This is a genomic window from Mesorhizobium amorphae CCNWGS0123, from assembly GCF_001686985.1.
Taxonomy (GTDB): domain Bacteria; phylum Pseudomonadota; class Alphaproteobacteria; order Rhizobiales; family Rhizobiaceae; genus Mesorhizobium; species Mesorhizobium amorphae.
On record NZ_CP015318.1, the window covers coordinates 6,010,206 to 6,031,735 of the forward strand.

22 protein-coding genes are annotated in these 21,530 nt (G+C 64.7%); 14 read left to right on the plus strand and 8 right to left on the minus strand.

Going from position 1 to position 21,530, the window contains the following annotated elements:
• The first annotated feature begins 73 nt into the window (after nt 1-73).
• Nucleotides 74-1,237 carry an efflux RND transporter periplasmic adaptor subunit gene (locus A6B35_RS28245; protein ID WP_006206242.1) on the plus strand — a complete coding sequence of 388 codons (1,164 nt, stop codon included), beginning with the start codon at nt 74-76 and terminating at the stop codon, nt 1,235-1,237.
• A complete protein-coding gene (locus A6B35_RS28250; protein ID WP_006206243.1) occupies nt 1,234-4,365 on the plus strand; it encodes an efflux RND transporter permease subunit in 3,132 nt (1,043 codons plus the stop codon). The genes A6B35_RS28245 and A6B35_RS28250 overlap by 4 nt, the downstream gene beginning before the upstream one ends.
• Before the next feature lies 1 nt (nt 4,366).
• On the opposite strand, the gene A6B35_RS28255 is transcribed toward A6B35_RS28250, so the two are convergent.
• Both A6B35_RS28255 and A6B35_RS28260 read right to left on the minus strand, forming a co-directional pair.
• Nucleotides 4,367-5,404, minus strand: coding sequence for a zinc-binding dehydrogenase (locus A6B35_RS28255; protein ID WP_006206244.1), 1,038 nt, complete (start codon nt 5,402-5,404; stop codon nt 4,367-4,369).
• A 54-nt stretch (nt 5,405-5,458) separates the two neighbouring features.
• Nucleotides 5,459-6,700, minus strand: a complete 1,242-nt coding sequence (locus tag A6B35_RS28260) for an acyl-CoA dehydrogenase family protein (RefSeq protein WP_006206246.1) — start codon at nt 6,698-6,700, stop codon at nt 5,459-5,461.
• Between the two features lie 128 nt (nt 6,701-6,828).
• Between A6B35_RS28260 and A6B35_RS28265 the strand changes: the two genes are divergently transcribed.
• The 6 genes from A6B35_RS28265 to A6B35_RS28290 all read left to right on the plus strand — a co-directional run bounded on the left by A6B35_RS28265 (nt 6,829) and on the right by A6B35_RS28290 (nt 11,305).
• Nucleotides 6,829-7,644 carry an SDR family oxidoreductase gene (locus A6B35_RS28265; RefSeq protein ID WP_006206247.1) on the plus strand — a complete coding sequence of 272 codons (816 nt, stop codon included), beginning with the start codon at nt 6,829-6,831 and terminating at the stop codon, nt 7,642-7,644.
• Nucleotide 7,645: 1 nt separating this feature from the next.
• The gene (locus A6B35_RS28270) at nt 7,646-8,167 is read left to right on the plus strand and encodes a MaoC family dehydratase (protein ID WP_280110151.1); all 522 of its coding nucleotides are present in this window, start codon (nt 7,646-7,648) and stop codon (nt 8,165-8,167) included.
• On the plus strand, nt 8,164-9,243 hold the full coding sequence (locus A6B35_RS28275) for a phosphotransferase family protein (RefSeq protein ID WP_006206249.1): 1,080 nt from the start codon (nt 8,164-8,166) through the stop codon (nt 9,241-9,243). The genes A6B35_RS28270 and A6B35_RS28275 overlap by 4 nt, the downstream gene beginning before the upstream one ends.
• Nucleotides 9,244-9,262: 19 nt before the next feature.
• The gene (locus A6B35_RS28280; RefSeq protein ID WP_006206250.1) at nt 9,263-10,039 is read left to right on the plus strand and encodes an SDR family NAD(P)-dependent oxidoreductase; all 777 of its coding nucleotides are present in this window, start codon (nt 9,263-9,265) and stop codon (nt 10,037-10,039) included.
• A 90-nt stretch (nt 10,040-10,129) separates the two neighbouring features.
• Nucleotides 10,130-10,774, plus strand: a complete 645-nt coding sequence (locus A6B35_RS28285; RefSeq protein WP_006206251.1) for a TetR/AcrR family transcriptional regulator — start codon at nt 10,130-10,132, stop codon at nt 10,772-10,774.
• A 288-nt stretch (nt 10,775-11,062) separates the two neighbouring features.
• Nucleotides 11,063-11,305 carry a DUF680 domain-containing protein gene (locus tag A6B35_RS28290; protein WP_006206252.1) on the plus strand — a complete coding sequence of 81 codons (243 nt, stop codon included), beginning with the start codon at nt 11,063-11,065 and terminating at the stop codon, nt 11,303-11,305.
• 133 nt (nt 11,306-11,438) lie between these two features.
• On the opposite strand, the gene A6B35_RS28295 is transcribed toward A6B35_RS28290, so the two are convergent.
• The 6 genes from A6B35_RS28295 to A6B35_RS28320 all read right to left on the minus strand — a co-directional run bounded on the left by A6B35_RS28295 (nt 11,439) and on the right by A6B35_RS28320 (nt 17,296).
• The gene (locus tag A6B35_RS28295) at nt 11,439-11,666 is read right to left on the minus strand and encodes a hypothetical protein (RefSeq protein ID WP_006206253.1); all 228 of its coding nucleotides are present in this window, start codon (nt 11,664-11,666) and stop codon (nt 11,439-11,441) included.
• Nucleotides 11,667-11,729: 63 nt separating this feature from the next.
• Complete coding sequence (locus tag A6B35_RS28300; RefSeq protein ID WP_006206254.1) at nt 11,730-12,314, minus strand: sarcosine oxidase subunit gamma; 585 nt, start codon at nt 12,312-12,314, stop codon at nt 11,730-11,732.
• A complete protein-coding gene (locus tag A6B35_RS28305) occupies nt 12,307-15,300 on the minus strand; it encodes a sarcosine oxidase subunit alpha (RefSeq protein WP_006206255.1) in 2,994 nt (997 codons plus the stop codon). Before A6B35_RS28305 ends, A6B35_RS28300 begins: the two co-directional genes overlap by 8 nt.
• Entirely contained in the window at nt 15,297-15,608 is a 312-nt protein-coding gene (locus tag A6B35_RS28310; protein ID WP_006206256.1) for a sarcosine oxidase subunit delta, read from the minus strand. Before A6B35_RS28310 ends, A6B35_RS28305 begins: the two co-directional genes overlap by 4 nt.
• Nucleotides 15,609-15,620: 12 nt before the next feature.
• On the minus strand, nt 15,621-16,043 hold the full coding sequence (locus A6B35_RS28315; RefSeq protein WP_006206257.1) for a hypothetical protein: 423 nt from the start codon (nt 16,041-16,043) through the stop codon (nt 15,621-15,623).
• On the minus strand, nt 16,043-17,296 hold the full coding sequence (locus tag A6B35_RS28320) for a sarcosine oxidase subunit beta (protein WP_065518297.1): 1,254 nt from the start codon (nt 17,294-17,296) through the stop codon (nt 16,043-16,045). Before A6B35_RS28320 ends, A6B35_RS28315 begins: the two co-directional genes overlap by 1 nt.
• 263 nt (nt 17,297-17,559) lie before the next feature.
• Between A6B35_RS28320 and A6B35_RS28325 the strand changes: the two genes are divergently transcribed.
• The 6 genes from A6B35_RS28325 to A6B35_RS28350 all read left to right on the plus strand — a co-directional run bounded on the left by A6B35_RS28325 (nt 17,560) and on the right by A6B35_RS28350 (nt 21,523).
• Entirely contained in the window at nt 17,560-18,318 is a 759-nt protein-coding gene (locus A6B35_RS28325) for an SDR family oxidoreductase (protein ID WP_006205798.1), read from the plus strand.
• A 111-nt stretch (nt 18,319-18,429) separates the two neighbouring features.
• Nucleotides 18,430-18,816: an SET domain-containing protein gene (locus A6B35_RS28330; protein ID WP_006205797.1), complete on the plus strand. Its 387-nt coding sequence runs from the start codon at nt 18,430-18,432 to the stop codon at nt 18,814-18,816.
• 179 nt (nt 18,817-18,995) lie between these two features.
• On the plus strand, nt 18,996-19,259 hold the full coding sequence (rpsU, locus tag A6B35_RS28335; protein WP_008874389.1) for a 30S ribosomal protein S21: 264 nt from the start codon (nt 18,996-18,998) through the stop codon (nt 19,257-19,259).
• Between the two features lie 193 nt (nt 19,260-19,452).
• Complete coding sequence (locus A6B35_RS28340) at nt 19,453-20,307, plus strand: tetratricopeptide repeat protein (protein ID WP_006205795.1); 855 nt, start codon at nt 19,453-19,455, stop codon at nt 20,305-20,307.
• Nucleotides 20,308-20,492: 185 nt separating this feature from the next.
• A complete protein-coding gene (locus A6B35_RS28345; protein WP_040583054.1) occupies nt 20,493-20,966 on the plus strand; it encodes a DUF992 domain-containing protein in 474 nt (157 codons plus the stop codon).
• 74 nt (nt 20,967-21,040) lie between these two features.
• Nucleotides 21,041-21,523: a DUF992 domain-containing protein gene (locus tag A6B35_RS28350; protein ID WP_006203153.1), complete on the plus strand. Its 483-nt coding sequence runs from the start codon at nt 21,041-21,043 to the stop codon at nt 21,521-21,523.
• Nucleotides 21,524-21,530: the final 7 nt, after the last annotated feature.

A 21,530-nucleotide genomic window follows, 5' to 3' on the forward strand; every position in this document is an offset into this window, starting at 1 on the left:
TTCGCACAGACCGGGTGCGTTGCTGCGTTTTATGCTTGGGGAAACCGGTAGACGTTTGCCAACCGGAGTGCCGATGGCCGCCTGGAAACAGATCGTTTTTGCGCTTGTGGTCCTGGTGGCCGCGGCTGCCGCCTGGGTTCGCTTCTTTCCGGGCGCGCCGGAGGTACTGGCGCGCTGGGGGATCGACTGGGCTTACGCCGCGGCGCCCAATGTGACGACAGGCGCGGTCGACACGACAAGGCAGACAACCGGTAGCAACGGCGCCGGCCAGCGCGCCACCGTTATCGCGTTGCCGGCTGGCACAGCCACCATCAACGACCGCCTGCAGGCGATCGGCACCGGCCGCGCCAACGCTTCTGTGACGGTCAATCCCTACAGTTCCGGTCGCCTCACCGGATTTCTGGTCGAATCCGGCACCCGTGTCGAAAAGGGCCAAATCATCGCTACCCTCGATTCCGAGACCGAGGTGATCGCGCAGGATCGTGCCAAGCTCGTTTTGCAGGACTCGCAGAATAAGCTCGACCGGGTGAAATCGCTGCAGGCTTCCAACGCCGCGACACCGGTCGCCGTCGCCGATGCCGAAGTGGTGCTGGCGGTCGCCAAACTGGTACTTCGCGATGCCGAGCTCGCCCTGCAGCGCCGCTCGATCGCCGCGCCGATCGCCGGCACCGTCGGCATCCTGCCGATCGCCGCCGGCAACTATGTGACCAGCCAGTCGGCCATCGCCACGTTGGACGACCGCTCCTCGATACTGGTCGACTTCCTCGTGCCGGAGCGCTTCGCCGCCGCCGTCAAAGTCGGCGCGCATCTGTCGGCGACGCCGATCGCCAACCCGGCCCAGGCCTACACCGGAACGGTTTCGGCCATCGACAACCACATCGACGAGAACAGCCGCACGCTGCTGGTCAAGGCAACGATCGCCAATCCGGCCGACTCGCTGCGCGCCGGCATGTCCTTCCAGATCAGTATGAAATTCCCCGGCGACTCCTATCCGGCCGTCAGCCCGCTGGCCATCCTGTGGGGCTCGGACGGGGCCTATGTCTGGGCAGTGCAGAACGGCAAGGCGAAACGCGTTGCCGTGCGCATCATCCAGCGCAACACCGAGACGGTGCTGATCGACGCGCCGATCGTCAGCGGCGACATGGTGGTGACCGAGGGCACCCAGAGCGTCAGCGACGGCGGTGAGGTCCACATCGCCGGCGAGGAACAGCGCGCCGCCGACGCTGACGGCTCATGACCGGCACCGTCAACGCCGCACGCGAAACCGGCTTTACCGCACTGTTCATCCGCCGGCCTGTCATGGCCCTGGTGTTGAACACGCTGATCGCGGTCGCCGGCCTTGCCGCCTTCTACGGCGTCGAGATCCGTGAATTGCCGGATGTCGACCGCCCCGTCATCACCGTCAGCACGGTCTTCGAGGGTGCGGCCGCCGAAACCGTCGACCGCGAGCTGACCGATACGATCGAAGGCGCGGTCGCCCGCGTCTCCGGCGTCAAGTCGATCTCGTCGACCTCGTCCTTCGGCTCGAGCCGCGTCACCATCGAGTTCAACGACGGCGTCGACCTCAATGTCGCCGCCTCCGACGTACGCGACGCCGTCGGCCGTGTCGCCAACCAGATGCCGGACACCGCCGATCCGCCGCGCATCGTCAAGGCCGACGCCAATTCCGAACCGGTGATGCGGCTGGCCGTCACCTCCGACACCATGTCGGTGCAGGACATGACGGTGATCGTCCAGGACCAGATCGAGGACGAGCTTGCCGCGGTGCCGGGCGTCGCCGACGTCCAGGTCTCCGGCGACCGTGACAAGATCTTCCGCATCGACGTCGACCAGAACAAGCTGGCCAGCCACGGCTTCACCGTCGCCGATCTCAGAACAGCATTGGCCTCGGTCGCCTTCGATTCGCCGGCCGGCTCGATCACCACCACCAACCAGGATCTGATCGTGCGCACGACGGCGGACGTGACCACGCCCGACGAGTTCGAGAACATCATCATCGGCGGCAAGACGCGCATCCGCGACGTCGCCACCGTCACGCTCGGCCCCGACATCGGCCAGACCACCTTGCGCTCGGACGGCAAGACCGGCATCGGTCTCGGCATCATCCGCCAGGCGGAATCGAACACGCTGGACATCTCGACCGGCGTCAGGGCGGCGGTCGCCAAGCTGCAGGAGAACCTGCCTCAGGGCATGGCGATCAAGGTCACCAGCGACGACGCCGTCTTCGTCAACGGCGCCGTGCATGAGGTCGAGATCGCGCTGGCCCTGTCGGTCTCGATCGTGTTGGTCGTCATCTACGCCTTCCTGCTCGACTGGCGCGCGACGCTCATTCCGGGCCTGTCGATGCCGGTCGCCATGATCGGCACCATCGCCGCGATCTATCTCGCCGGCTTCTCGGTCAACATCCTGACCTTGCTCGCTCTGGTGCTGGCCACCGGCCTTGTCGTCGACGACGCCATCGTCGTGCTCGAAAACATCGTGCGACGGCGCAACGAAGGCATGGGCCCGCGTGCCGCCGCCGTGCTCGGCGCGCAGGAGGTGTTCTTCGCCGTCATCGCCACCACGCTGACGCTGGTCGCCGTCTTCGTGCCGATCTCCTTCCTGCCCGGCCAGACCGGCGGCCTGTTCCGCGAATTCGGCTTCGTGCTCGCCATGTCGGTGCTTCTGTCCTGCGTGGTGGCGCTCACGCTCTGCCCGATGCTCGCCTCGCGCATGCTGTCCAGCGCAGCGCTCCACCATGAGGGCGGCAACGGCATCGGTGCCCGCATCGGAGGCGCGCTGAACACGGCCTACCGGCGCTGCCTGCATGCCTGCCTCGGCGCGCCGTGGATCGTCGTGCTGGTGGCGCTGTTGTTCGCCGGCACCGCCTTCAGCCTGTTCGGCACCATCCGCCAGGAGCTGACGCCGAGCGAGGACCGCGCCGTCGTGCTGTTGCGCATCAGCGCGCCGCAAGGCGTCAGCCTCGATTACACGACGCAGCAGATGCAGAAGATCGAGAAACTGATCCAGCCGCTGCGCGATTCCGGCGAGATCCGCGCCACCTTCGAGAATGCCGGCCAGAACGGTGCCTACAACAACGGCTTCATGGTGATGACGCTGGCGCCGTGGAACGAGCGCACGCGCAGCCAGCGCGAGATCATGGCCGAGATCAGCCAGCTGACCCGGCAGGTGCCGAGCGTGCGCGTCTTCCCGGTGCAGCCCAACAGCCTGGGCATTCGCGGCGCCGGCAACGGCCTGCAGTTCGCGCTGGTCGGCAATGACCGCAAGGCGCTGGGCGAGGCGGCGGTCAAGGTCATCGACGAAATGCGCAAGGATCCGGGCTTCCAGTCGCCGCGGCTCTCCGTCGACCCGACACAGCCACAGCTTGCGGTCGCCATCGACCGCGAGCGCGCCTCCGACCTCGGCATCGACATCACCGGGCTGGCCAACACCTTGCAGGCGATGCTCGACGGCAATGATGTCGTCGACGTCTACATCGCCGACCGCAGCTACGGGGTGAAGCTGGTCTCGACCACTAATCCGATCAACGACCCGACCGATCTGGAGAACATCTTCCTGAAGACGGCCGACGGCCGCTTCGTGCCGATGTCGACCATCGCCACGCTGACCGAACGCGCCGTGCCGCCATCGCTGACGCGCGAGCAGCAGCAGCCGTCGGTGGCAATCACTTCAAACCTCGGCGGCAATTTCGCGCTCGGCGACGCGCTGAGCCGCGCCGAGGAGATTGCCACGCCGCTGCTGCCGCCCGGCAGCCGCATCCTGCCGCTGGCCGAAGCAGCGACGCTGGGCGAAACCAACAGCGCCATGATCACCATCTTCGGCTTCGCGCTGGTCATCATCCTTTTGGTGCTGGCCGCCCAGTTCGAAAGCTTCGTCAGCGCCATCATCATCATGGCGACGGTACCGCTTGGCCTTGCCTGCGCCATCTTCGCGCTATTGCTCTCAGGCACCAGCCTCAACGCCTACAGCCAGATCGGCTTGGTCCTGCTGGTCGGCGTCATGGCCAAGAACGGCATCCTGATCGTCGAGTTCGCCAACCAGCTGCGCGACCGCGGGTTCGGCGTGCGCGAGGCGATCGAGCAGGCTTCGATCATCCGCCTGCGCCCGGTGATGATGACGATGATCTGCACCGTGCTCGGCGGCGTGCCGCTGGTGCTGGCCGCGGGCGCCGGTGCGGAGGCGCGCATCGCGCTCGGCTGGGTGATCGTCGGCGGCCTCGGCCTCGCCACCGTCTCCACCCTGTTGCTGACCCCGGTCGCCTATCTCCTGCTCGGCCGCTTCGTCACGCCGAAGACGCATGAGGAAGCAAGGCTGAAGCGCGAGCTCGAGGAAGCCGCCTACACCAATATCGAGCCAGCGGAATAACCTACGGCTTGATAAACACCTTGCCGTTCGGCTTGGCCAGCTCCGCCGGAACCTTCGCCATCGCCTCGGCCAATGGCACCACCGCCGTCACATCGGTCGACCAGCGCCCGTCGGAAAAGCGCTTCTGTGCCTCCAGGATCGCCGGGCCGCGCTTGTCGCGGAACTGGCGCATCCATTCGCTCAGCCAGAAGCCTTCGACATGCTTGTGCTGGAAGATCAACTGGCCGGGCTCGCGAATGACCGTCGCCTCGCCATCGAGCCGCCCGTAGATGATCCAGCGCGAGCGCTTCGGCATGGCGTCGAAGATGGTCGAGGCCAGTGGCCCGGTCACCGCATCGAGGAAGATGCGCGGCTGCTCGGCCTTAATCACCTCGCGCAGCGCAGCCTTGAAATCCGCCGCCTTCTCGTTGAGCACATGAGCCGCGCCGATTTCCTTCAACAGCGGGATCTGCTCGTCGCGGCGCACGGTGGCGATCGGTCTGTATCCCTCCTCCTTGGCAAGCCCTGCGATCAGCTTGCAGAGTTGGGAGGCGCCGGCGGTCATGATGAAGGCTTTTTCGCCCGCCTCTTTGACGATATCGAACATGGCGAGCGCGGTGAGCGGGTTGACGATCATCGCCGCACCATCCTCGTCGCGAACCGTGTCGAGCAGCGGAATGCAGACGACCGCCTCGGCGACGGCATAGTCCGCCCAGGAGCCCCAATTGGTGACGCCGGTGGCGAAGGCGACGCGCTTGCCGACCAGGCTTTTGGGGTAAGGCCCGTCACCGCCGGCGACGACAGTGCCTACGCCCTCGAAGCCGGCAGGCTGTCCCTTGACGCGCGGCTGGCCGTACTGGCCCTTGATGAAAGCGATGTCGGACGGGTTGATCGAGGCGAGGCTGACCTTGATCAGCACCTGCGTCGGCCCGGGCGCCGGCACCGAGATATCGCCCGGCTCGAGATAAGGCTCCATCGCTTCCAGCGCGAAGCCGGAAGGCGTCCTGGTGTAGCCGTCGCCGACAAGCAGCAGTGCCTTCATCTCGGACGGGATGGCCATCGGGAAACTCCTTGCTTGCCGGCGGATTTCAGTGGTGGTTGGCCGAGCCGCTGCTCAGACCTTTTCCTGCGTGTACTTCTTCAATTCGGTCCGCGCCACCTGCCGGCGATGCACGGCGTCCGGCCCGTCGGCCAGCCGCAACGTCCTCAGATGCGTCCACGAGCGCGCCAGCGGCGTGTCCTGGCTGATGCCTTGCGCGCCGAACATCTGCACCGCCTCGTCGGTGACCTTGAGCGCGACACGAGGTGCTACCACCTTGATCTGGCTGATCCAGGGCGCGGCGGCGCGCGCATCGCCCTGGTCGATCATCCACGCCGCCTTGAGGCAGAGTAGCCTCGCCATCTCGATCTCCATGCGGCATTCGGCGATGATGTCGAAATTGGCGCCGAGCCTGGCCAGAGGCTGGCCGAAGGCCTCGCGCCGCACCGAACGCTGGCACAGCATCTCCAGCGCCATCTCGGCCTGGCCGATGGCACGCATGCAGTGGTGGATGCGGCCAGGCCCCAGCCGCCCCTGCGCGATTTCGAAGCCCCTGCTCTCGCCGAGGATCAGATTCGATGCCGGTACGCGCACGTTGTCGAATCTGAGATGCATGTGGCCGTGCGGCGCATCATCGTCGCCATAGACCTGCATGGGCCGCACCTTGGTCACGCCTTTCGCCCCCGACGGCACCAGGATCATCGAATGCCGGCGATGCTGCGGCTCGCCGTCGCCGCCGGTCCTGACCATGACGATATAGATGGCGCAGCGCGGATCGCCGGCGCCCGATGCCCACCACTTCTCGCCGTTCAGGACATAGTCGCCGCCCTGCCGCTCGCAGCGCATCGATATGTTGGTGGCGTCCGAGGACGCGACATCCGGCTCGGTCATCAGATATGCCGAGCGGATTTTTCCCTCGAGCAGCGGCTCCAGCCATTGCTGCTTGTGCTCGGCCGAGCCGTAACGCTCCAGCACCTCCATATTGCCGGTATCGGGCGCCGAGCAGTTGAAGGTCTCGGCGCCGAGATGCGCCTTGCCCATTTCTTCGGCGAGATAGGCATATTCGACCGTGGAAAGCCCGTAACCGCGTTCCGAACCGGTCAGCCAGAAATTCCACAGGCCGCGCTCTTTGGCGGTCCCTTTCAGCTCTTCGAGGATTTCCGTCTGGCGGTCGGTGTAGACCCAGCGGTCGCCGCCCTTGCCGATCTCGGCCAAAAACTGCTCGCCGAGCGGCATGATCTCGTCGCGCACCATCGCCGCGACGCGCGCGTGGATCGGCTTCAGCCGCTCGGTCATGCCCAGATTCATGTCCGCCATCGATCTCCGGCCCTCCAACGCGCATCCAGGCCCTTTACCCGTGGCAAGGATGACCGTACTTCGGGTAGCCTTGTCAACGCGAGCCCTTTCGCCCGGCCGCGAGACAGGGGCAAGGCGGAGGAAATGCAATGAGCTATCTGGATGAGCTGTTTTCGGTCGCCGGCAAGACCGCGCTGGTCACCGGCGCCGCGACCGGCATCGGCCGCATGGCGGCAACCGCCCTGGTCAAGGCCGGCGCCAGCGTCATGATCGCCTCGCGCAAGGGCGAGGACTGCGTCAAGGTCGCCGCCGAACTGAACGGTCTCGGCGCATCGGGCCGCGCCGAGGGCTTTGCCGGCGATGTCTCCAGCGAAGCAGGCATTGCGGCTTTGGTCGCCGAGGTGAAGGCGCGTACGGAAAAACTGCACATCCTGGTCAACAATGCCGGCGTCTCCTGGGGCGCGCCGCTGGAAAGTTTTCCTTATTCGGCCTGGGCCAAGGTGCTCGGCGTCAACGTCACCGCCGTCTTCCACCTGACGCGCGAACTGCTGCCGCTGCTCGACGCCGCGGCCAGCGACGACGATCCGGCAAGGGTGATCAATCTGGGTTCGGTGATGGGCACCCAGCCGCTGGCCGACGACGCCTATTCCTACACCGCCTCAAAAGCCGCGGTTCACCATCTTACGCGCACGCTGGCGATCGAGCTCGCCGGTCGCCGCATCACCGTCAATGCCTTTGCCCCAGGCCCGTTCCAGAGCCGGATGACCGCTTTCGCCACTGGAACCGAGGAACAGGCGAAACATGTCGGCAACCATGTTCCGATCGGTCGTATCGGCACCCCGGATGACATTGCTGGCGCAACCCTCTATTTGTGCAGCCGTGCCGGCAGCTATGTTACCGGTGCCATCCTGCCGATCGACGGCGGACAGTCGGTGCAGCATGGGCTGAAACTGTTCAAGGAATGACATGTCGGCCGGAGAAGCCGGCGGGCGAGTGGAGGACATCAGCGTGGAACCGATCAGTCTCGATGTGCTTCTGGCCAGCGTCGGCAAGGAAGTCGGCGTGTCGCCATGGCGCGTCGTCACGCAGCGCATGATCGACCAGTTCGCCGACGCCACCGACGACCATCAGTTCATCCATTGCGACCCCGAGCGTGCCAGGCTGGAGACGCCGTTCGGCGGCACCATCGCGCACGGCTTCCTGTCGCTGTCGCTGCTCTCGGCGATGACCTTCGAGACCATGCCACCGCTCGAAAACAGCAAGATGGGCGTCAACCACGGTTTCGATTCGCTGCGCTTCCTGGCGCCGGTGAAGACTGGCGCGCGCATCCGCACCCGGTTCGTGCTGGCTGACGTCAAGGTCCGGCCCTCGGGCTGGGTGCAGACGGCGCATGACGTGACCATCGAGATCGAGGGCTCGAAGAAGCCGGCGCTGACCGCCCGCTGGCTGACCCTGACGCTGATCGAGCGCCAGCCAGAGACCGCATGAGCGGCGACGCCAACGCGCACGACAAGTCGGCGCTTGCGATCGACAAGTCGGCGCTTGCGATCGACCAGGCAACGCTTGCACCTTACCTCGAAGCGCATATTCAGGGCTTCGCCGGGTTGGGTGCGATCGAAAAGTTCAAGTCCGGACAATCGAACCCGACTTATCTTTTGACGGCGGCAAGCGGCCGCTATGTGCTGCGCGCCAAGCCGCCTGGCCAATTGCTGAAATCCGCGCATCAGGTCGACCGCGAATTCCGGGTGATGCAGGCGCTTGCCGGAACAGCCGTTCCGGTGCCCGCCATGCTGCATCTGTCCGGTGAGGGCTCCCCGATCGGCCGCATGTTCTATGTCATGGAGTTCCTGGACGGCCGCATCTTCTGGGATCCGTCCTTGCCGGAAGCCTCTGGCGACGAGGAGCGCGCGGCGATCTACGACGCCATGAACGCGACACTTGCCGCACTGCACGGCGTCGATGTTGAAGCGGCCGGGCTCGGCGACTTCGGCAAACCCGGCAATTATTTCGAACGCCAGTTCGCTCGCTGGACCAGCCAGTACCGCGCCTCCGAAACCGGCACCGTGGCCGACATGGACCGGTTGATCGCCTGGCTGGAGACGCATATGCCGGCCGATGACGGCCGTGTCTCTCTGGTGCATGGCGACTATCGGCTGGACAACATGATCTTCGCAGCCGACGAGCCCAAGGTGCTGGCGGTGCTCGACTGGGAACTGTCGACGCTCGGCCACCCCTTCGCCGACCTCGCCTATCAGTGCATGCAGTGGCGGCTGCCGCACGCCTCGGGCTTTCGCGGCCTCGGCGGCATCGACCGCGCGACGCTCGGCCTGCCGTCCGAAGAAGCCTATGTCGCCGCCTATTGCCGGCGGCGTGGACTCGCCGGCATCGGCAACTGGACATTCTTCCTCGCCTTCTCCTTTTTCCGGCTGGCGGCAATCTGCCAGGGCGTCTACCGGCGCGCGCTGGACGGCAACGCCTCCAATCCGGAAAAGGCGAGAACCTATGGCGACGCGGTCAAGCTGCTCGCCGACCTGGCGGTGAAACTGGTCGACAAGAAGACTTGAAAATTGGGAGAGCTGGGCGATGGGTCGTTTTGACGGAGCGATGGTGCTGATCACCGGTGCAACCGGCGGCCTCGGCCGCGGCGCGGCCAAGGGCTTTGCCGCCGAGGGTGCGCGGCTGGTATTGTCGGATCTGGACGAGAAGACGTTGGCCGCCTTTGCCGAAACGTTGGAGGCCGAGACGGCGATCCTTGCCGGCAACATCGCCGACGAAAAACTGTCGGAAGATCTGGTGACGCTGGCGACGGAACGGTTCGGCCGGCTGGATGTCGCCGTCAACAATGCCGGCATCGTCCACAGCTTCGTGCGCCTGCCGCAGGTGGCATCCGACGAAGCGCGCCGGGTGCTCGAGGTCGACCTTTTGGGCGTCTTCTTTGCGATGAAGCATCAGATCCCGCTGATGGAGCGGCAATTCAAGGCGAGCGGCAAGGGCGGCACGATCGTCAACATTGCCTCGGTCGCCGGGCTTGGCGGCGCGCCAAAGCTGTCGGTCTATGCCGCCGCCAAGCATGGCGTCGTCGGACTGACCAGGTCTGCGGCTGCCGAATACGCCACCAAGGGCATACGCATCAACGCCATCTGCCCGGCCCATACGCGAACGGCGATGGTCGACGGTTTTGTCCGCGGCAGCGGCGCGCCGGAGGCCGAGGCGCTGGCAGAGCTGACGCGCGGCGTGCCGATGAAACGGGTCGCCGAGGTGGATGAGGTCATCACCGCCATCCTGTTCGCCGCCGACCCGACCAACTCGTTCATGACCGGCCATACGCTCGCCGTCGATGGCGGCATTGGCGCGATCTGACGTAACGCCTGGGAACCAAACCCGCCCTTGTCGGTTTCCGTACAGCGTATATAATTTAGTCAGGCAACCAACAACAAAGGCAGGCAGGAATTGCCGCTTAGCGTCCAGAACCGCCGCGAAAGACAGAAAGCCGAGTTGCGCTCCGAACTGGTCGAGGCGGCACACAAGCTTGTGCAGGAAGAAGGCTATGAAGGCCTGACCATCCGCAAGCTGGCCAAGCGCGTCGGCTATGCGCCGATGTCGGTCTATTCCTATTTTGCCGACAAGCAGGACATCCTCTTCGCGTTGGCCGAGGATGCGTTCGAGACGCTTGCCCGCCGGATCGAGGAGCATCCGTCCGACGATCCGATCGAGGCATTGCAAGCGGTCATGACCGAATACGCCGCCTTCGGGCTCGGCAATCCCAACGAATACCGCACCGTCTTCATGACCGAAAAGACCAAGCCGCCGGAAGGCAGGTCCTACGAGGAGATGGAAGAGAGCAACCCGGCGATGAAGGCGCTGATCAGCAGGGTCGAAGCCTGCGTCGCGGCCGGCAAGCTCAAGGGCGATCCGCGCGCCATCGCCACCATGCTGTGGGCGGTGGGCCACGGCACGATCTCGCTCCTGATCACCTTTCCATTCTACCCCTTCGGCGACCCGCAGGCTTTCGTGAAGCGGATGTGCGATTTCACCCTTGCCACGCTGTCGACCCAAGACGTGCCGCCGCTGACCGAGACTCCGGTCAACTGCTGATAGGCCTGCATTCCCATTCTGTTGATCCAGCCTGCATCTGGAGGATGATCCAGAAGAGTGGAATTCGGTTTTGCGGCGATAATCTTCGGCTCGGAAAAGCTCAAGCTCAAACAGAGCCCATCCCGATTTCATCCGGATGGAACAGGCTTTTGCCGCGCCATGCGGCATTTTGGCTTTTTAGGAAAATTTGATCGTACGTGTACGATTTCTGACTTGAAGTTCCGATCTCCGAGACGTATATGTACGTCGTATCGTACATGTACGAAGAAATTGAACCGGAGACAAACCATGAAAAAGACAATCCTCACCCTCGCAGCGGTGCTGGCGTTTTCAGGTGTGGCCTTCGCCGGCTCCACCCAGCCGACTAAGCAAGCGCCGGCTACGGCCTGCGTCCATACCAAGACCAATGTGAAGCTCGATTGCGGCACGACCGGCTCGGTCGAAAAGACCGGCGCGACCAAGACCGACGCAGCCAAGGGCCCGCGTCTCGGCATCGAGATCAACCCCTGGATCGTGCCCAGCACGTTCTGAGGTTTGATACCGCTGCGGCGGCGCTCTCCCCCCAAGGTCGACGACGCCGTGGCGGCTCAAATATGCGGATGAAGAAAAAGGCGGCAGGAAATCCTGACCGCCCGTTTTCATGTCAGGGCGCTGCCCTGCCGAATTACTTCTTGCGCTGTTTTCGCCCGGCCACAGTCTTGGCCTTGCCGGGCCTTGCGGGAGCGCCGGAGATGGAGGTCGAGGTGATCGATATCGGATCGCTGGCTGGGAACGTGTCCTCGAGGCCTTCCTCGAGTTCCTCTTCCGCACTCACCTCGTGATCTCGTTCGCGTTCGAGCGAACGGACGGCAGCAGTCTTCCTGGCCGGCTTCGGCGCGGATTTCGGCGGCATCGGCATTCTCCCTCGGCCTGCGGAAGCAGAACGAGCCTGCGCGACAAACGTTCCTGACTCGCGCTACGCTGCCGCGTCGCTCGCTGCTTCCGATAGCAAAGTAAAGACATAGTCCGAGAACGAACGCCAGCATTCGACCCGGAAGGCGTCTGGTCCGCTGCGGAGCAGCACGATCTCGGACTTGCCCAGGATGGTGCGCGAAGCAGCACCCACCGGAAAGACTTCAAGCGACAGATCCTGCGGGCAGCCGCCATTGATCGCCGCGGCGGCGGCCGGACCGGTGACGGAAAAGGCAACGTTGCGGTGCGAGATGCCGACCGCCGAGTGCAGCGCGGCAACCTTGGCGCAATCGGCGAGCGGATCCTTTCCGGCCTCGTCGATGATCAGCCATTCGTCCGGTCCGAGCCACAGCGCCGTGCGGCCGGCCTTTGTCGCCGAAGTCTTCGGCTTTGTCGGCAAGGTCACGCCCAGCGCCTTCGAAAGCGCAGCCAAGGAAGCCTCCGGCGCGCGCAGCGAGATGCGCTCGGCCGGCGGCGTAATTTCGAGCTTGACGCCCGTTGCCGACACGCTGCGCCCGGCGAGCGCCGGGCGGCGCTCCGCCGTGGACGGCATTGCGGATGCATTGGTTTTTGCGGCAGCCTTAGCCATTGAGGCGCTCCCCCTTCTCGTCGAAGAACACCATGCCGGTGACCTCCACTTCGATCACCCCGTTCGGCATCGGCACGTAGAGCGTCTCGCCCATGCGGTCGCGACCGCCGGCGACCAGCGCCAGGGCGATCGAGCGGCCGCAATTCTCCGACCAGTAGCTCGAGGTGACGTGGCCGATCATCTTCATCGGGATCGCCTGCTTCGGGTCGGCGACGATCTGCGCGCCTTCTTCCAGCACCACTTTCGGATCCTTGGTTTTCAGGCCGACAAGCTGCTTGCGGCCCTTGGCGACCAGATCCGGCCGCGCCAAGCCACGAATCCCGACGAAGTCGGCCTTCTTCTTGCCGACCGCCCAGTCGAGGCCGGCATCGTTCGGCGTCACCGTGCCGTCGGTGTCCTGGCCGACGATGATGTAGCCCTTTTCGGCGCGCAGCACGTGCATGGTCTCGGTGCCGTAGGCGACGGCGCCATGCTTCTGGCCCTCGGCCCACAGCACTTCCCATACGGCCTGGCCGTAATCGGCCGGCACATTGACCTCGAAGCCGCGCTCGCCGGTGAAAGACATGCGGAACAGCCTGGTCGGCACGCCGCAGATCTTGCCCTCGCGTACCGACATATGCGGCAGCGCCTCGTCCGACATGTCGATGCCCTCGACCAGCGGCGCGATGATGTCGCGCGACTTCGGCCCCTGCACGGCGATGACCGCCCATTGCTCGGTGATCGAGCTCAGCCAGACATTGAGATGCGGGAACTCGGTCTGGAGATAGTCTTCCATATGGTTCATGACGCGCGGCGCGCCGCCGGTCGTCGTCGTCACGTGGAAACGGTCCGGCGCCAGCCTGCCGACGACGCCGTCATCATAGATGAAACCGTCCTCGCGCAGCATGATGCCATAGCGGCAGCGGCCGGGTTCCAGCTTCTCCCACGGATTGGTGTAGAGCAGCTCCATGAACTTGGCCGCATCCGGCCCGACCACCTCGATCTTGCCGAGTGTCGAGGCATCGAACAGGCCGGCTGTCTTGCGCACGCCGACGCATTCGCGGTCGACGGCGGCATGCATGTCCTCGCCGCCCTTCGGGAAATACCAGGCGCGCTTCCACTGGCCGACATCCTCGAACACGGCACCTTGGGCCTCGGCCCAGGGATGGATCGCGGTCTTGCGGGTCGGATCGAAAAGCGGACCCCGCGCGTGTCCGACGATCGAGCCGAAGGTGACCGGCGTATAGGGCGCGCGGAATGTGGTGAGGCCGACCTGCGGGATCGGCTTGCCCAGCGTCTCGGCGGCAATCGCCAGCCCATGCATGTTGGAGGTCTTGCCCTGGTCGGTCGCCATGCCGTTGGTGGTGAAGCGCTTGACGTGCTCGATCGAGTGCATGCCTTCATGCACAGCCTGGCGGATGTCCTTGGCGGTGACGTCGTTCTGGAAATCGACGAAGGCCTTCACCGTCGTGTCCGGCCCGGCGCCGGGTGCTGCGCCCAACATGCCGCGCGACCAGCTTTCGCCGGCATCGACTTTCGGTTTCGTACCCTTGGCGGCTTTGGCGCCTGCGTCCCTCGCCGCCTTGGCGCCGGCCGCATAGGCCTCGTCGATCGTCGCCGACAGTCCGTCGGTGCCGTTGCAGGCGCCGACCGAAACGCAGTCCTGCGCATAGGTGCCGGGCACGAAGCGCTTGGTCTCATCGTTGAAGGCGACCTTGCCGCGCGACTGCGAAAACAAATGCACCGACGGCGTCCAGCCGGCCGACATCAGGATCGCGTCGACCGGGATGGTGCGCTCGCCGCCGCCATTCTTCGGCTGCACGGTCATCGAGGTCACCCGCAATTTACCGCCGGCGCGGACCACCGCGCGGCCGAAATTGATCTCGATGCCGAGCGCCCTCGCCTCGTCGATCACCGGCCCGGTCGGGTTGTCGCGCAGGTCGACGATGGCCGCGATATTGACGCCGGCCTTCTTGAGGTCGATCGCCGCCGCATAGGCGGAATCATTGGCCGTATAGACGCCGACATTCTTGCCGACGGCAACGCCGTAATGGTTCAGGTAGGTGCGTGCGGCGGAAGCCAGCATGATGCCGGGACGGTCATTGTCGGCAAACACCATGTGGCGCTCGATGGCGCCGGTCGCCAGCACGACGCGTTTGGCGCGGACCTGCCACAGCCGCTCGCGGGCCAGGTCGCGACCCGGGTTTTGCAGATGGTCGCTGACGCGCTCGACCAGCCCGACGAAATTCTGCGCGTAGTAGCCGAACGCCGTCGTGCGCGAGAGCACGCGGACGTTGGACATGGCCTTCAGCTTGGCGATCGCACCTTGAGCCCAGGCAAAGCCATCCTGGCCATCGATCCTGGCACCGGTCTCGAAGCGCAGGCTGCCGCCGAACTCCGCCTGCTCGTCGGCGAGCATGACGCTGGCGCCGGATTCGGCTGCCGCAAGGGCCGCGGCAATGCCGGCGGCACCGCCACCCAGCACCAGCACGTCGCAATGCGCGAAGCGCGCCGCATAGTGGTCGGGATCAGGCTGGTCCGGCGACACGCCGAGGCCGGCCGCGGCGCGGATCTTCGGTTCGTAGAGGTTTTTCCACGCGGCCTTCGGCCACATGAAGGTCTTGTAGTAGAAGCCGGCCGAAAAGAATGGCGAGGCGATGTCGTTGACCGCGCCAACGTCGAAGGCGAGCGACGGCCAGCGGTTCTGCGACTGCGCGGCGAGCCCATCATAGAGCTCCTGCACGGTTGCCCGCACATTCGGCGTCTTGCGCGCCGCGTCGCGCGTCACCTGGACCAGCGCATTGGGCTCTTCCGCGCCGGCGGACAGGAAGCCGCGCGGGCGATGGTATTTGAACGAGCGGCCGACGAGATGGACGCCGTTGGCAAGCAAGGCCGAGGCCAGCGTGTCGCCCTCGACGCCGGCGTAAGCCTGACCGTCGAAGCTGAAGCGGGCCGCCTTCGCCTGCTTGAGGCGCCCGGCACCGGGAATGCGGAACGCGCCGCTCATTTGGCAACCACTTCGTTGGAGTTTTTGGGCAGCTTCGACGGCTTCGGCTCGCCGGCCTTGTAGGTCATGATGAACTTGTCGGTCACGGTGTCACGCACGGCGTTGAAGAAGCGCGCGCAGCCATGCATGTGCCGCCAGCGCTCGTAGATGACGCCCTTGGGATTCGAGCGGATGAAGAAGAACTTCTCGAAATCGTCGTCGCTTTCGCCGGCCATATTGGTCGAGCGCGCAATATGCGCCTCGCCGGCGTTGCGGAACTCGAGTTCCGGGCGCTCTTCCTCGCAATAGGGGCAGCGGATGAGAAGCATTGTGCTTGGTTCCTACAATTCGCCGTGGCCGACATGAGCGCCGGCCGGTTGATCGCAAAGCTTCTGGCCCAGGGTCGCGAAGGGCGCGACCTGCCGGATGCGTTCCTCGATGCTCGCCGCCGGACGGAACAGCTCGCGATCGGCCATATTGCCGAAAGTGAGCAGCACCGGATCGGTCGTCACGATGACGTGGCGCGGCTGGAATGACTCACCGTCCTCGAGATCGGCCGGCCTGTTTTCCAGGAAGCTGACCACTTTCTGGCCACCGCTCCAGACGCAGGCCAGCACGCCCGCATCGACGGAAAACGGCCATCCGGTCTCGTTTTCGGCGCGGCTGATCGGCTGCAGGCGCACCTCTTCAGCCGACGGAAAATGAAACATCCCCTGCTCGCTAGCGAGCACAAGCGGCACCGCGACGGCCATCTCGGTCATCATCAGTGCGCCACCGCCGCCGCCGCCGCCTCGTCGATCAGACGGCCGGTGCGGAAGCGCTCGATGGTGAAGGGGGCGTTGATCGGGTGCGGATCGTCCTTGGCGATGGTGTGGGCAAAGACATGGCCCGAACCCGGAGTCGCCTTGAAGCCGCCCGTACCCCAACCGCAATTGACATAGAGGCCGGGCACCGGCGTCTTGGCCAGGATTGGTGAGCGATCCGGCGTCACATCGACAATGCCGCCCCACGAACGCAGCATCTTCATGCGCGTGAAGATCGGGAACATCTCGCAGATGGCATCGAGCGTGTGCTGCAATATGTGCAGGCCGCCGGTCTGCGAATAGGAGACATACTGGTCGGTGCCGGCGCCGATCACCAGTTCGCCCTTGTCGGATTGCGAGATATAGGCGTGCACCGTGTTCGACATGATTACGCACGGCACCACCGGTTTGACCGGCTCCGAGACCAGCGCCTGCAGCGGATAGCTTTCCAGCGGCATGCGCACGCCGGCCATGTTCATGATCACCGACGAATGACCCGCCGCCACCACGCCGACCTTCTTCGCGCCGATGAAGCCGCGCGTCGTGTCAACGCCGGTGACGGCGCCGTTCGGTGCGCGCTTGACGCCAGTGACTTCGCAATTCTGGATGATGTGGACGCCGCGCGCCGAAGCGCCGCGCGCATAGCCCCAGGCGACCGCATCGTGGCGCGCCGTGCCGCCGCGCCGCTGCAAGGCGGCACCCACCACCGGATAACGCGCCTGCTTGGAGATGTTGAGCGGCGGGCAGAATTCCTTCGCCTGCTCCGGCGTCAGCCATTCATTGTCGATGCCGTTCAGCCTGTTGGCATGGACATGGCGCTTCAGCACCTGGATGTCGTGCACATTGTGCGCCAGCATCATGACGCCGCGCGCCGAATACATGACGTTGTAGTTGAGCTCCTGGCTCAGCCCATCCCACAGCTTCAGCGCATGGTCGTAGATGCCGGCGCTTTCGTCATAGAGGTAGTTGGAGCGGATGATGGTGGTGTTGCGGCCGGTGTTGCCGCCGCCGAGCCAGCCCTTTTCCAGCACCGCGACATTGGTGATGCCGTGCACGGTGGCGAGATAGTAGGCGGTGGCCAGGCCATGACCGCCGGCGCCGACGATGATGACGTCGTATTCCTTCTTCGGCTCGGGCGAAGACCATTGCTCTTCCCAGCCCTTATGGCCGCGCATGGCCTCACGGGCGATGGCGAATACCGAATATTTCTTCACGTTCTAGCCTCGCGGATGGGACGGCCGGGCCAGCAATCGGCCGGACGAGCGAGGTGTATCACTAGCGAAAAGGCGTTGCCACCCTTGCACTGTTTGCGACGGCACTTGCCGTTTTGCGCCATGGCGGAAAAGACGCTTCTAATACGACCGATCAGCCCGCGTTGCGCTGAGCCCATTGCAGCTTTCGGGTGGCTCCGACCAGCCGCATTTGCGACCAAGCATCCGATTGCCGGCAAGGCCGGCGCAAAAAAAGGATGCAAAAGATGTTCGCACTCACCAACAAGGTCGCCATCGTCACCGGCGCCAGTTCCGGCATCGGCCGCGCCACGGCAAAACTGTTTGCCGAACAGGGTGCCAAAATGGTGGTCGCGGCCCGCCGTCAGGCGGAGCTCGATGCCTTGGTCGCCGAGATCGAGGATGCCGGCGGAACGGCCGTGGCGCTTGCCGGCGATGTCCGGGACGAGGCCTACGCGAAAGCGCTTGTCGAACTGGCGGTGGAAAGCTTCGGTGGTCTCGACATCGCCTTCAACAATGTCGGCGCCGTCGGCCAGATGGGGTCGATTTCCGACCTATCGCTGGAAGGATGGCGCGAGACGCTCGATACCAACCTCACCAGCGCGTTTCTCGGCGCGAAATACCAGGTGCCGGCGATGGTCGAGCGCGGCGGCGGTTCGCTGATCTTCACCTCGACCTTTGTCGGCCATACCGTCGGCATGCCCGGCATGACCAGCTATGCGGCAAGCAAGGCCGGCCTGATCGGTTTGACGCAGGTGCTTGCCGCCGAATACGGCCCGAAAGCCATTCGCGTCAATGCGCTCCTGCCGGGCGGCACCGATACGCCCGCGGCGACGTTCAAGACGCCGGAATCGCGGGCATTCGTCGAAAACCTGCATGCGTTGAAGCGCGTCGCCGAGCCTGAAGAGATCGCCCGCTCGGCGCTCTATCTGGCCTCCAACGCGTCGAGCTTCACCACCGGAACCGCACTGTTTGCCGATGGCGGCGTCTCGATCAACCGGACGTGAAGGGTTTTCCCGGCGAACAGGCATATTCGTCGCCTTGGCGCAGGCCGCCGGTCTTGCTTTTTCGGCACGATTTGGCGATTCCGTTTCCCTGTCGAAAACAGGCAGGGACCCATGCTGCTGATCAGAACCTATGTCGCCCAGAGCGCAATCGAAGGCGTCGGCGTGTTCGCCGCCGAGCCGATCCGCAGGGGCGCCTCGATATGGCGCCTCGATCCGGATTTCGACCGGCTGATCCCGGTGGAGAAATACGAGGCGGCACCCGCGCACCTCAAGGAATTGCTCGACCGCTATGCCTATCCAAGCCCCGACCGTCCGGGCTTCATGGTCTATGAAGTCGACAACGGCCGTTTCATGAACCACGCCGAAAGGCCCAACACGGATTTCTCGCGCTATGGCGGCGCGACCGCGACCCGCGACATCGCCGCCGGCGAGGAGATAACCTGCGACTACGGCGAGTTCTTCGAAGGTTTCGAGCAACTCCATCTGGCCACAGCCTAGGTTGAAAACCCAATCCGACGGCGACCGGCCGCGGTTTGGCCGCTCAGCCTCATTTCGGCTGTGGACAGCGCGGCCTGATTCTGCTATCAGCCGCCACAATTCGTGGTGTAACTCGCCGCGGAGGCTCGTGGCTATGGCCGCTTGCCTGTTGATATCAAACCCGAAAGACAGGATTGCCCGTGCAGGTACTCGTCCGCGACAACAATGTTGATCAGGCGCTTCGCGCGCTGAAGAAAAAGATGCAGCGCGAAGGCATTTTCCGCGAAATGAAGATGCGCGGACATTACGAGAAGCCTTCCGAGAAGCGCGCCCGTGAAAAGGCCGAGGCCGTGCGCCGCGCCCGCAAGCTGGCCCGCAAGCGCGCCCAGCGCGAAGGCCTGCTGCCGATGACGCCGCGCCCGGTTGCGGCCGGTGCTGCCGGTGCAGCGCGTCCGCCGCGCTGATATCGCCAATTTTTCGTCCTTTTCGAAGGATATCCAAGGTGGCGCGATGCGGAATCGCCGCCACCTTTTTGTTTAGAGTGACGTGCGTCCACCTGGACGCACAAAGTTCGCTCTAACACTTGCGACAATTTTCGACCCGGTTCGGAGAGGGAACGGACCTGACGGCGCGGCGGGCAGTGAGGACAGAGCAGACATGAACGCAATTTCCGTGGAGCGCAGAACCGCATTGCGCGGCTTTGCCCTGACGGCAGCCCTGCTTTCCGGCTTGGCGCTTGCCGGCTGCCAGACGGCCCCGACCGGCGAATTCAACAACATCGACAAGGCGCAAGGCTCGACCGAGAACATCTCCTCGCTCTCGGCCGTGATCCAGCGCAATCCCCAGGATCCGGAAGCCTACAATGTGCGCGGCTCGGCCTATGGCCGTGGCGGCCAGTATCAGGCGGCGCTGAAGGATTTCGACACCGCCATCCAGCTCAATCCGAATTTCTACCAGGCCTATTCGAACCGCGCCTTGATCCAGCGCTTCCTCGGCAACCAGGAAGCCGCGCTCGCCGACTACAACCGTTCGATCCAGATCAATTCGAACTATGACGCCGCCTATATCGGCCGCGGCAACCTCTATCGCAAGGCGGGCCGCACCACCGAGGCCTTCAACGATTTCCAGAAGGCGATCCAGCTCGATACGACCGATGCGCGCGCCTATCACAATCGCGGCCTGATCTATCAGAGCCAGGGCCAGCACAAATTCGCCATCGAGGACTTCTCGACCGCCATCTCGCTGGCCCCGGACGCCGCCGAGCCCTATAACGGCCGCGGCCTTTCCTACCTCGCCATGAATGACGAGGACAACGCCTTCTCCGACTTCAACATGGCCATCAAGCTCGACGGCAAGAACGCCGAGGCCTGGGCCAACCAGGCGCTGATCTACGAGCGGCGCGGCGACAAGGTGAGAGCCTCCAAGTCCTACCGCGAGGCGGTCCATCTCGATCCGACCTACCAGCCGGCCAAGGACGGTCTGTCCCGCACCTCAAGCGCCACCGCCAGCTAGCCGGCAACAATCAGCGTCCGACCTTGAGCTCGTACGGGCTCAAGGCAGCGTTTCGCCACGCGTCGCCATCGCCCCGATAGCGGCACATTAACTCTTGCCATGTTCGCGCCAAGTTTTCGGCGGAACGCTCCGCGCACCTCGATCGTTAATCGAGGCTTGCGAAGTTTGCGAAAGGGACCTTCCCGATGATCAAGATACTTGTTTGTGCCTCAGCGCTGGCCGCCACGGTCCTCGCCTCTCCCGTCAGCGCCGGCGCGCTCCGGCTCGGCACGCTCGATTGCACCATCGACGGCGGCGTCGGCTATGTCATCACGTCAAACAAGGGCGTGTCCTGTACCTTCCGTCCCTATGATCACGGGCCGTCCGAGCAGTACACCGGGATGATCTCGAAGCTCGGCGTCGATATCGGCCAGACGCATCAGGGCCAGTTGGCATGGGCGGTTCTGGCAGCCACCCGCAGCCATGACCAGGGCGACCTCGCCGGCAGCTATTACGGCGTCAATGCCGAGGCCAGCGTCGTGACCGGCGGCGGCGCCAATCTCCTGGTCGGCGGGCTGGACGGCGCCTTCATGCTGGAGCCGCTCAGCGTCCAGGCACAGACCGGCGTCAATCTGGCGGTAGCCGTGGCCTCGCTCCAGCTGATCCACTCGTTCAAATAAGCGCATTTGATCCCTCTACGCGCGGCGCGGAACAGGATACTGTTGCCGCGCCGCATGCTTTTTGGGGGATCGCCTTGCACAAAACCATCATCGCCGTCGCCGTGAGCGCGGCCGCGCTTGCAGGACAGGCTCACGCCCGGGACCAAGGCATCGAACTCGGCACACTGGAATGCGCTATTGGCGGCGGCACCGGCTTCATTTTCGGCTCGAGCAAGGATCTGAGCTGCACCTTCACCCCCGCCGACAAGAGCTTCGCGCCGGAAGCCTATTTCGGCGCCGTCAACAAATACGGGCTGGACATCGGCACCACCAAACAGAGCGTGATGCAGTGGCTGGTGCTGACGCCGCTGAAGAACATCTATGCGCCCGGCGCGCTGGCCGGCGATTACATCGGCGCCAGCGCCGAAGTGACAGCGACGGTCGGCGCCGGCGCCAATCTCCTCGTCGGCGGCTCCTCGCAGGCCTTCACGCTGCAGCCGCTCAGTCTGCAGACGCAGACCGGCATCAACATCGCCATCGGCGTCAGCCAGTTCCAGCTGCGCAGTACCGCGAACTGACCGTCCG

Excerpts from the sequence above, each read along its gene's own strand:
- A6B35_RS28245 (WP_006206242.1), top strand. The coding sequence starts at position 74 with ATGGCCGCCTGGAAACAGATCGTTTTTGCGCTTGTGGTCCTGGTGGCC.
- A6B35_RS28250 (WP_006206243.1), top strand. The coding sequence starts at position 1,234 with ATGACCGGCACCGTCAACGCCGCACGCGAAACCGGCTTTACCGCACTG.
- A6B35_RS28255 (WP_006206244.1), bottom strand. The coding sequence starts at position 5,404 with ATGGCCATCCCGTCCGAGATGAAGGCACTGCTGCTTGTCGGCGACGGC.
- A6B35_RS28260 (WP_006206246.1), bottom strand. The coding sequence starts at position 6,700 with ATGGCGGACATGAATCTGGGCATGACCGAGCGGCTGAAGCCGATCCAC.
- A6B35_RS28265 (WP_006206247.1), top strand. The coding sequence starts at position 6,829 with ATGAGCTATCTGGATGAGCTGTTTTCGGTCGCCGGCAAGACCGCGCTG.
- A6B35_RS28270 (WP_280110151.1), top strand. The coding sequence starts at position 7,646 with ATGTCGGCCGGAGAAGCCGGCGGGCGAGTGGAGGACATCAGCGTGGAA.
- A6B35_RS28275 (WP_006206249.1), top strand. The coding sequence starts at position 8,164 with ATGAGCGGCGACGCCAACGCGCACGACAAGTCGGCGCTTGCGATCGAC.
- A6B35_RS28280 (WP_006206250.1), top strand. The coding sequence starts at position 9,263 with ATGGGTCGTTTTGACGGAGCGATGGTGCTGATCACCGGTGCAACCGGC.
- A6B35_RS28290 (WP_006206252.1), top strand. The coding sequence starts at position 11,063 with ATGAAAAAGACAATCCTCACCCTCGCAGCGGTGCTGGCGTTTTCAGGT.
- A6B35_RS28295 (WP_006206253.1), bottom strand. The coding sequence starts at position 11,666 with ATGCCGCCGAAATCCGCGCCGAAGCCGGCCAGGAAGACTGCTGCCGTC.
- A6B35_RS28300 (WP_006206254.1), bottom strand. The coding sequence starts at position 12,314 with ATGGCTAAGGCTGCCGCAAAAACCAATGCATCCGCAATGCCGTCCACG.
- A6B35_RS28305 (WP_006206255.1), bottom strand. The coding sequence starts at position 15,300 with ATGAGCGGCGCGTTCCGCATTCCCGGTGCCGGGCGCCTCAAGCAGGCG.
- A6B35_RS28310 (WP_006206256.1), bottom strand. The coding sequence starts at position 15,608 with ATGCTTCTCATCCGCTGCCCCTATTGCGAGGAAGAGCGCCCGGAACTC.
- A6B35_RS28315 (WP_006206257.1), bottom strand. The coding sequence starts at position 16,043 with ATGATGACCGAGATGGCCGTCGCGGTGCCGCTTGTGCTCGCTAGCGAG.
- A6B35_RS28325 (WP_006205798.1), top strand. The coding sequence starts at position 17,560 with ATGTTCGCACTCACCAACAAGGTCGCCATCGTCACCGGCGCCAGTTCC.
- A6B35_RS28330 (WP_006205797.1), top strand. The coding sequence starts at position 18,430 with ATGCTGCTGATCAGAACCTATGTCGCCCAGAGCGCAATCGAAGGCGTC.
- A6B35_RS28340 (WP_006205795.1), top strand. The coding sequence starts at position 19,453 with ATGAACGCAATTTCCGTGGAGCGCAGAACCGCATTGCGCGGCTTTGCC.
- A6B35_RS28345 (WP_040583054.1), top strand. The coding sequence starts at position 20,493 with ATGATCAAGATACTTGTTTGTGCCTCAGCGCTGGCCGCCACGGTCCTC.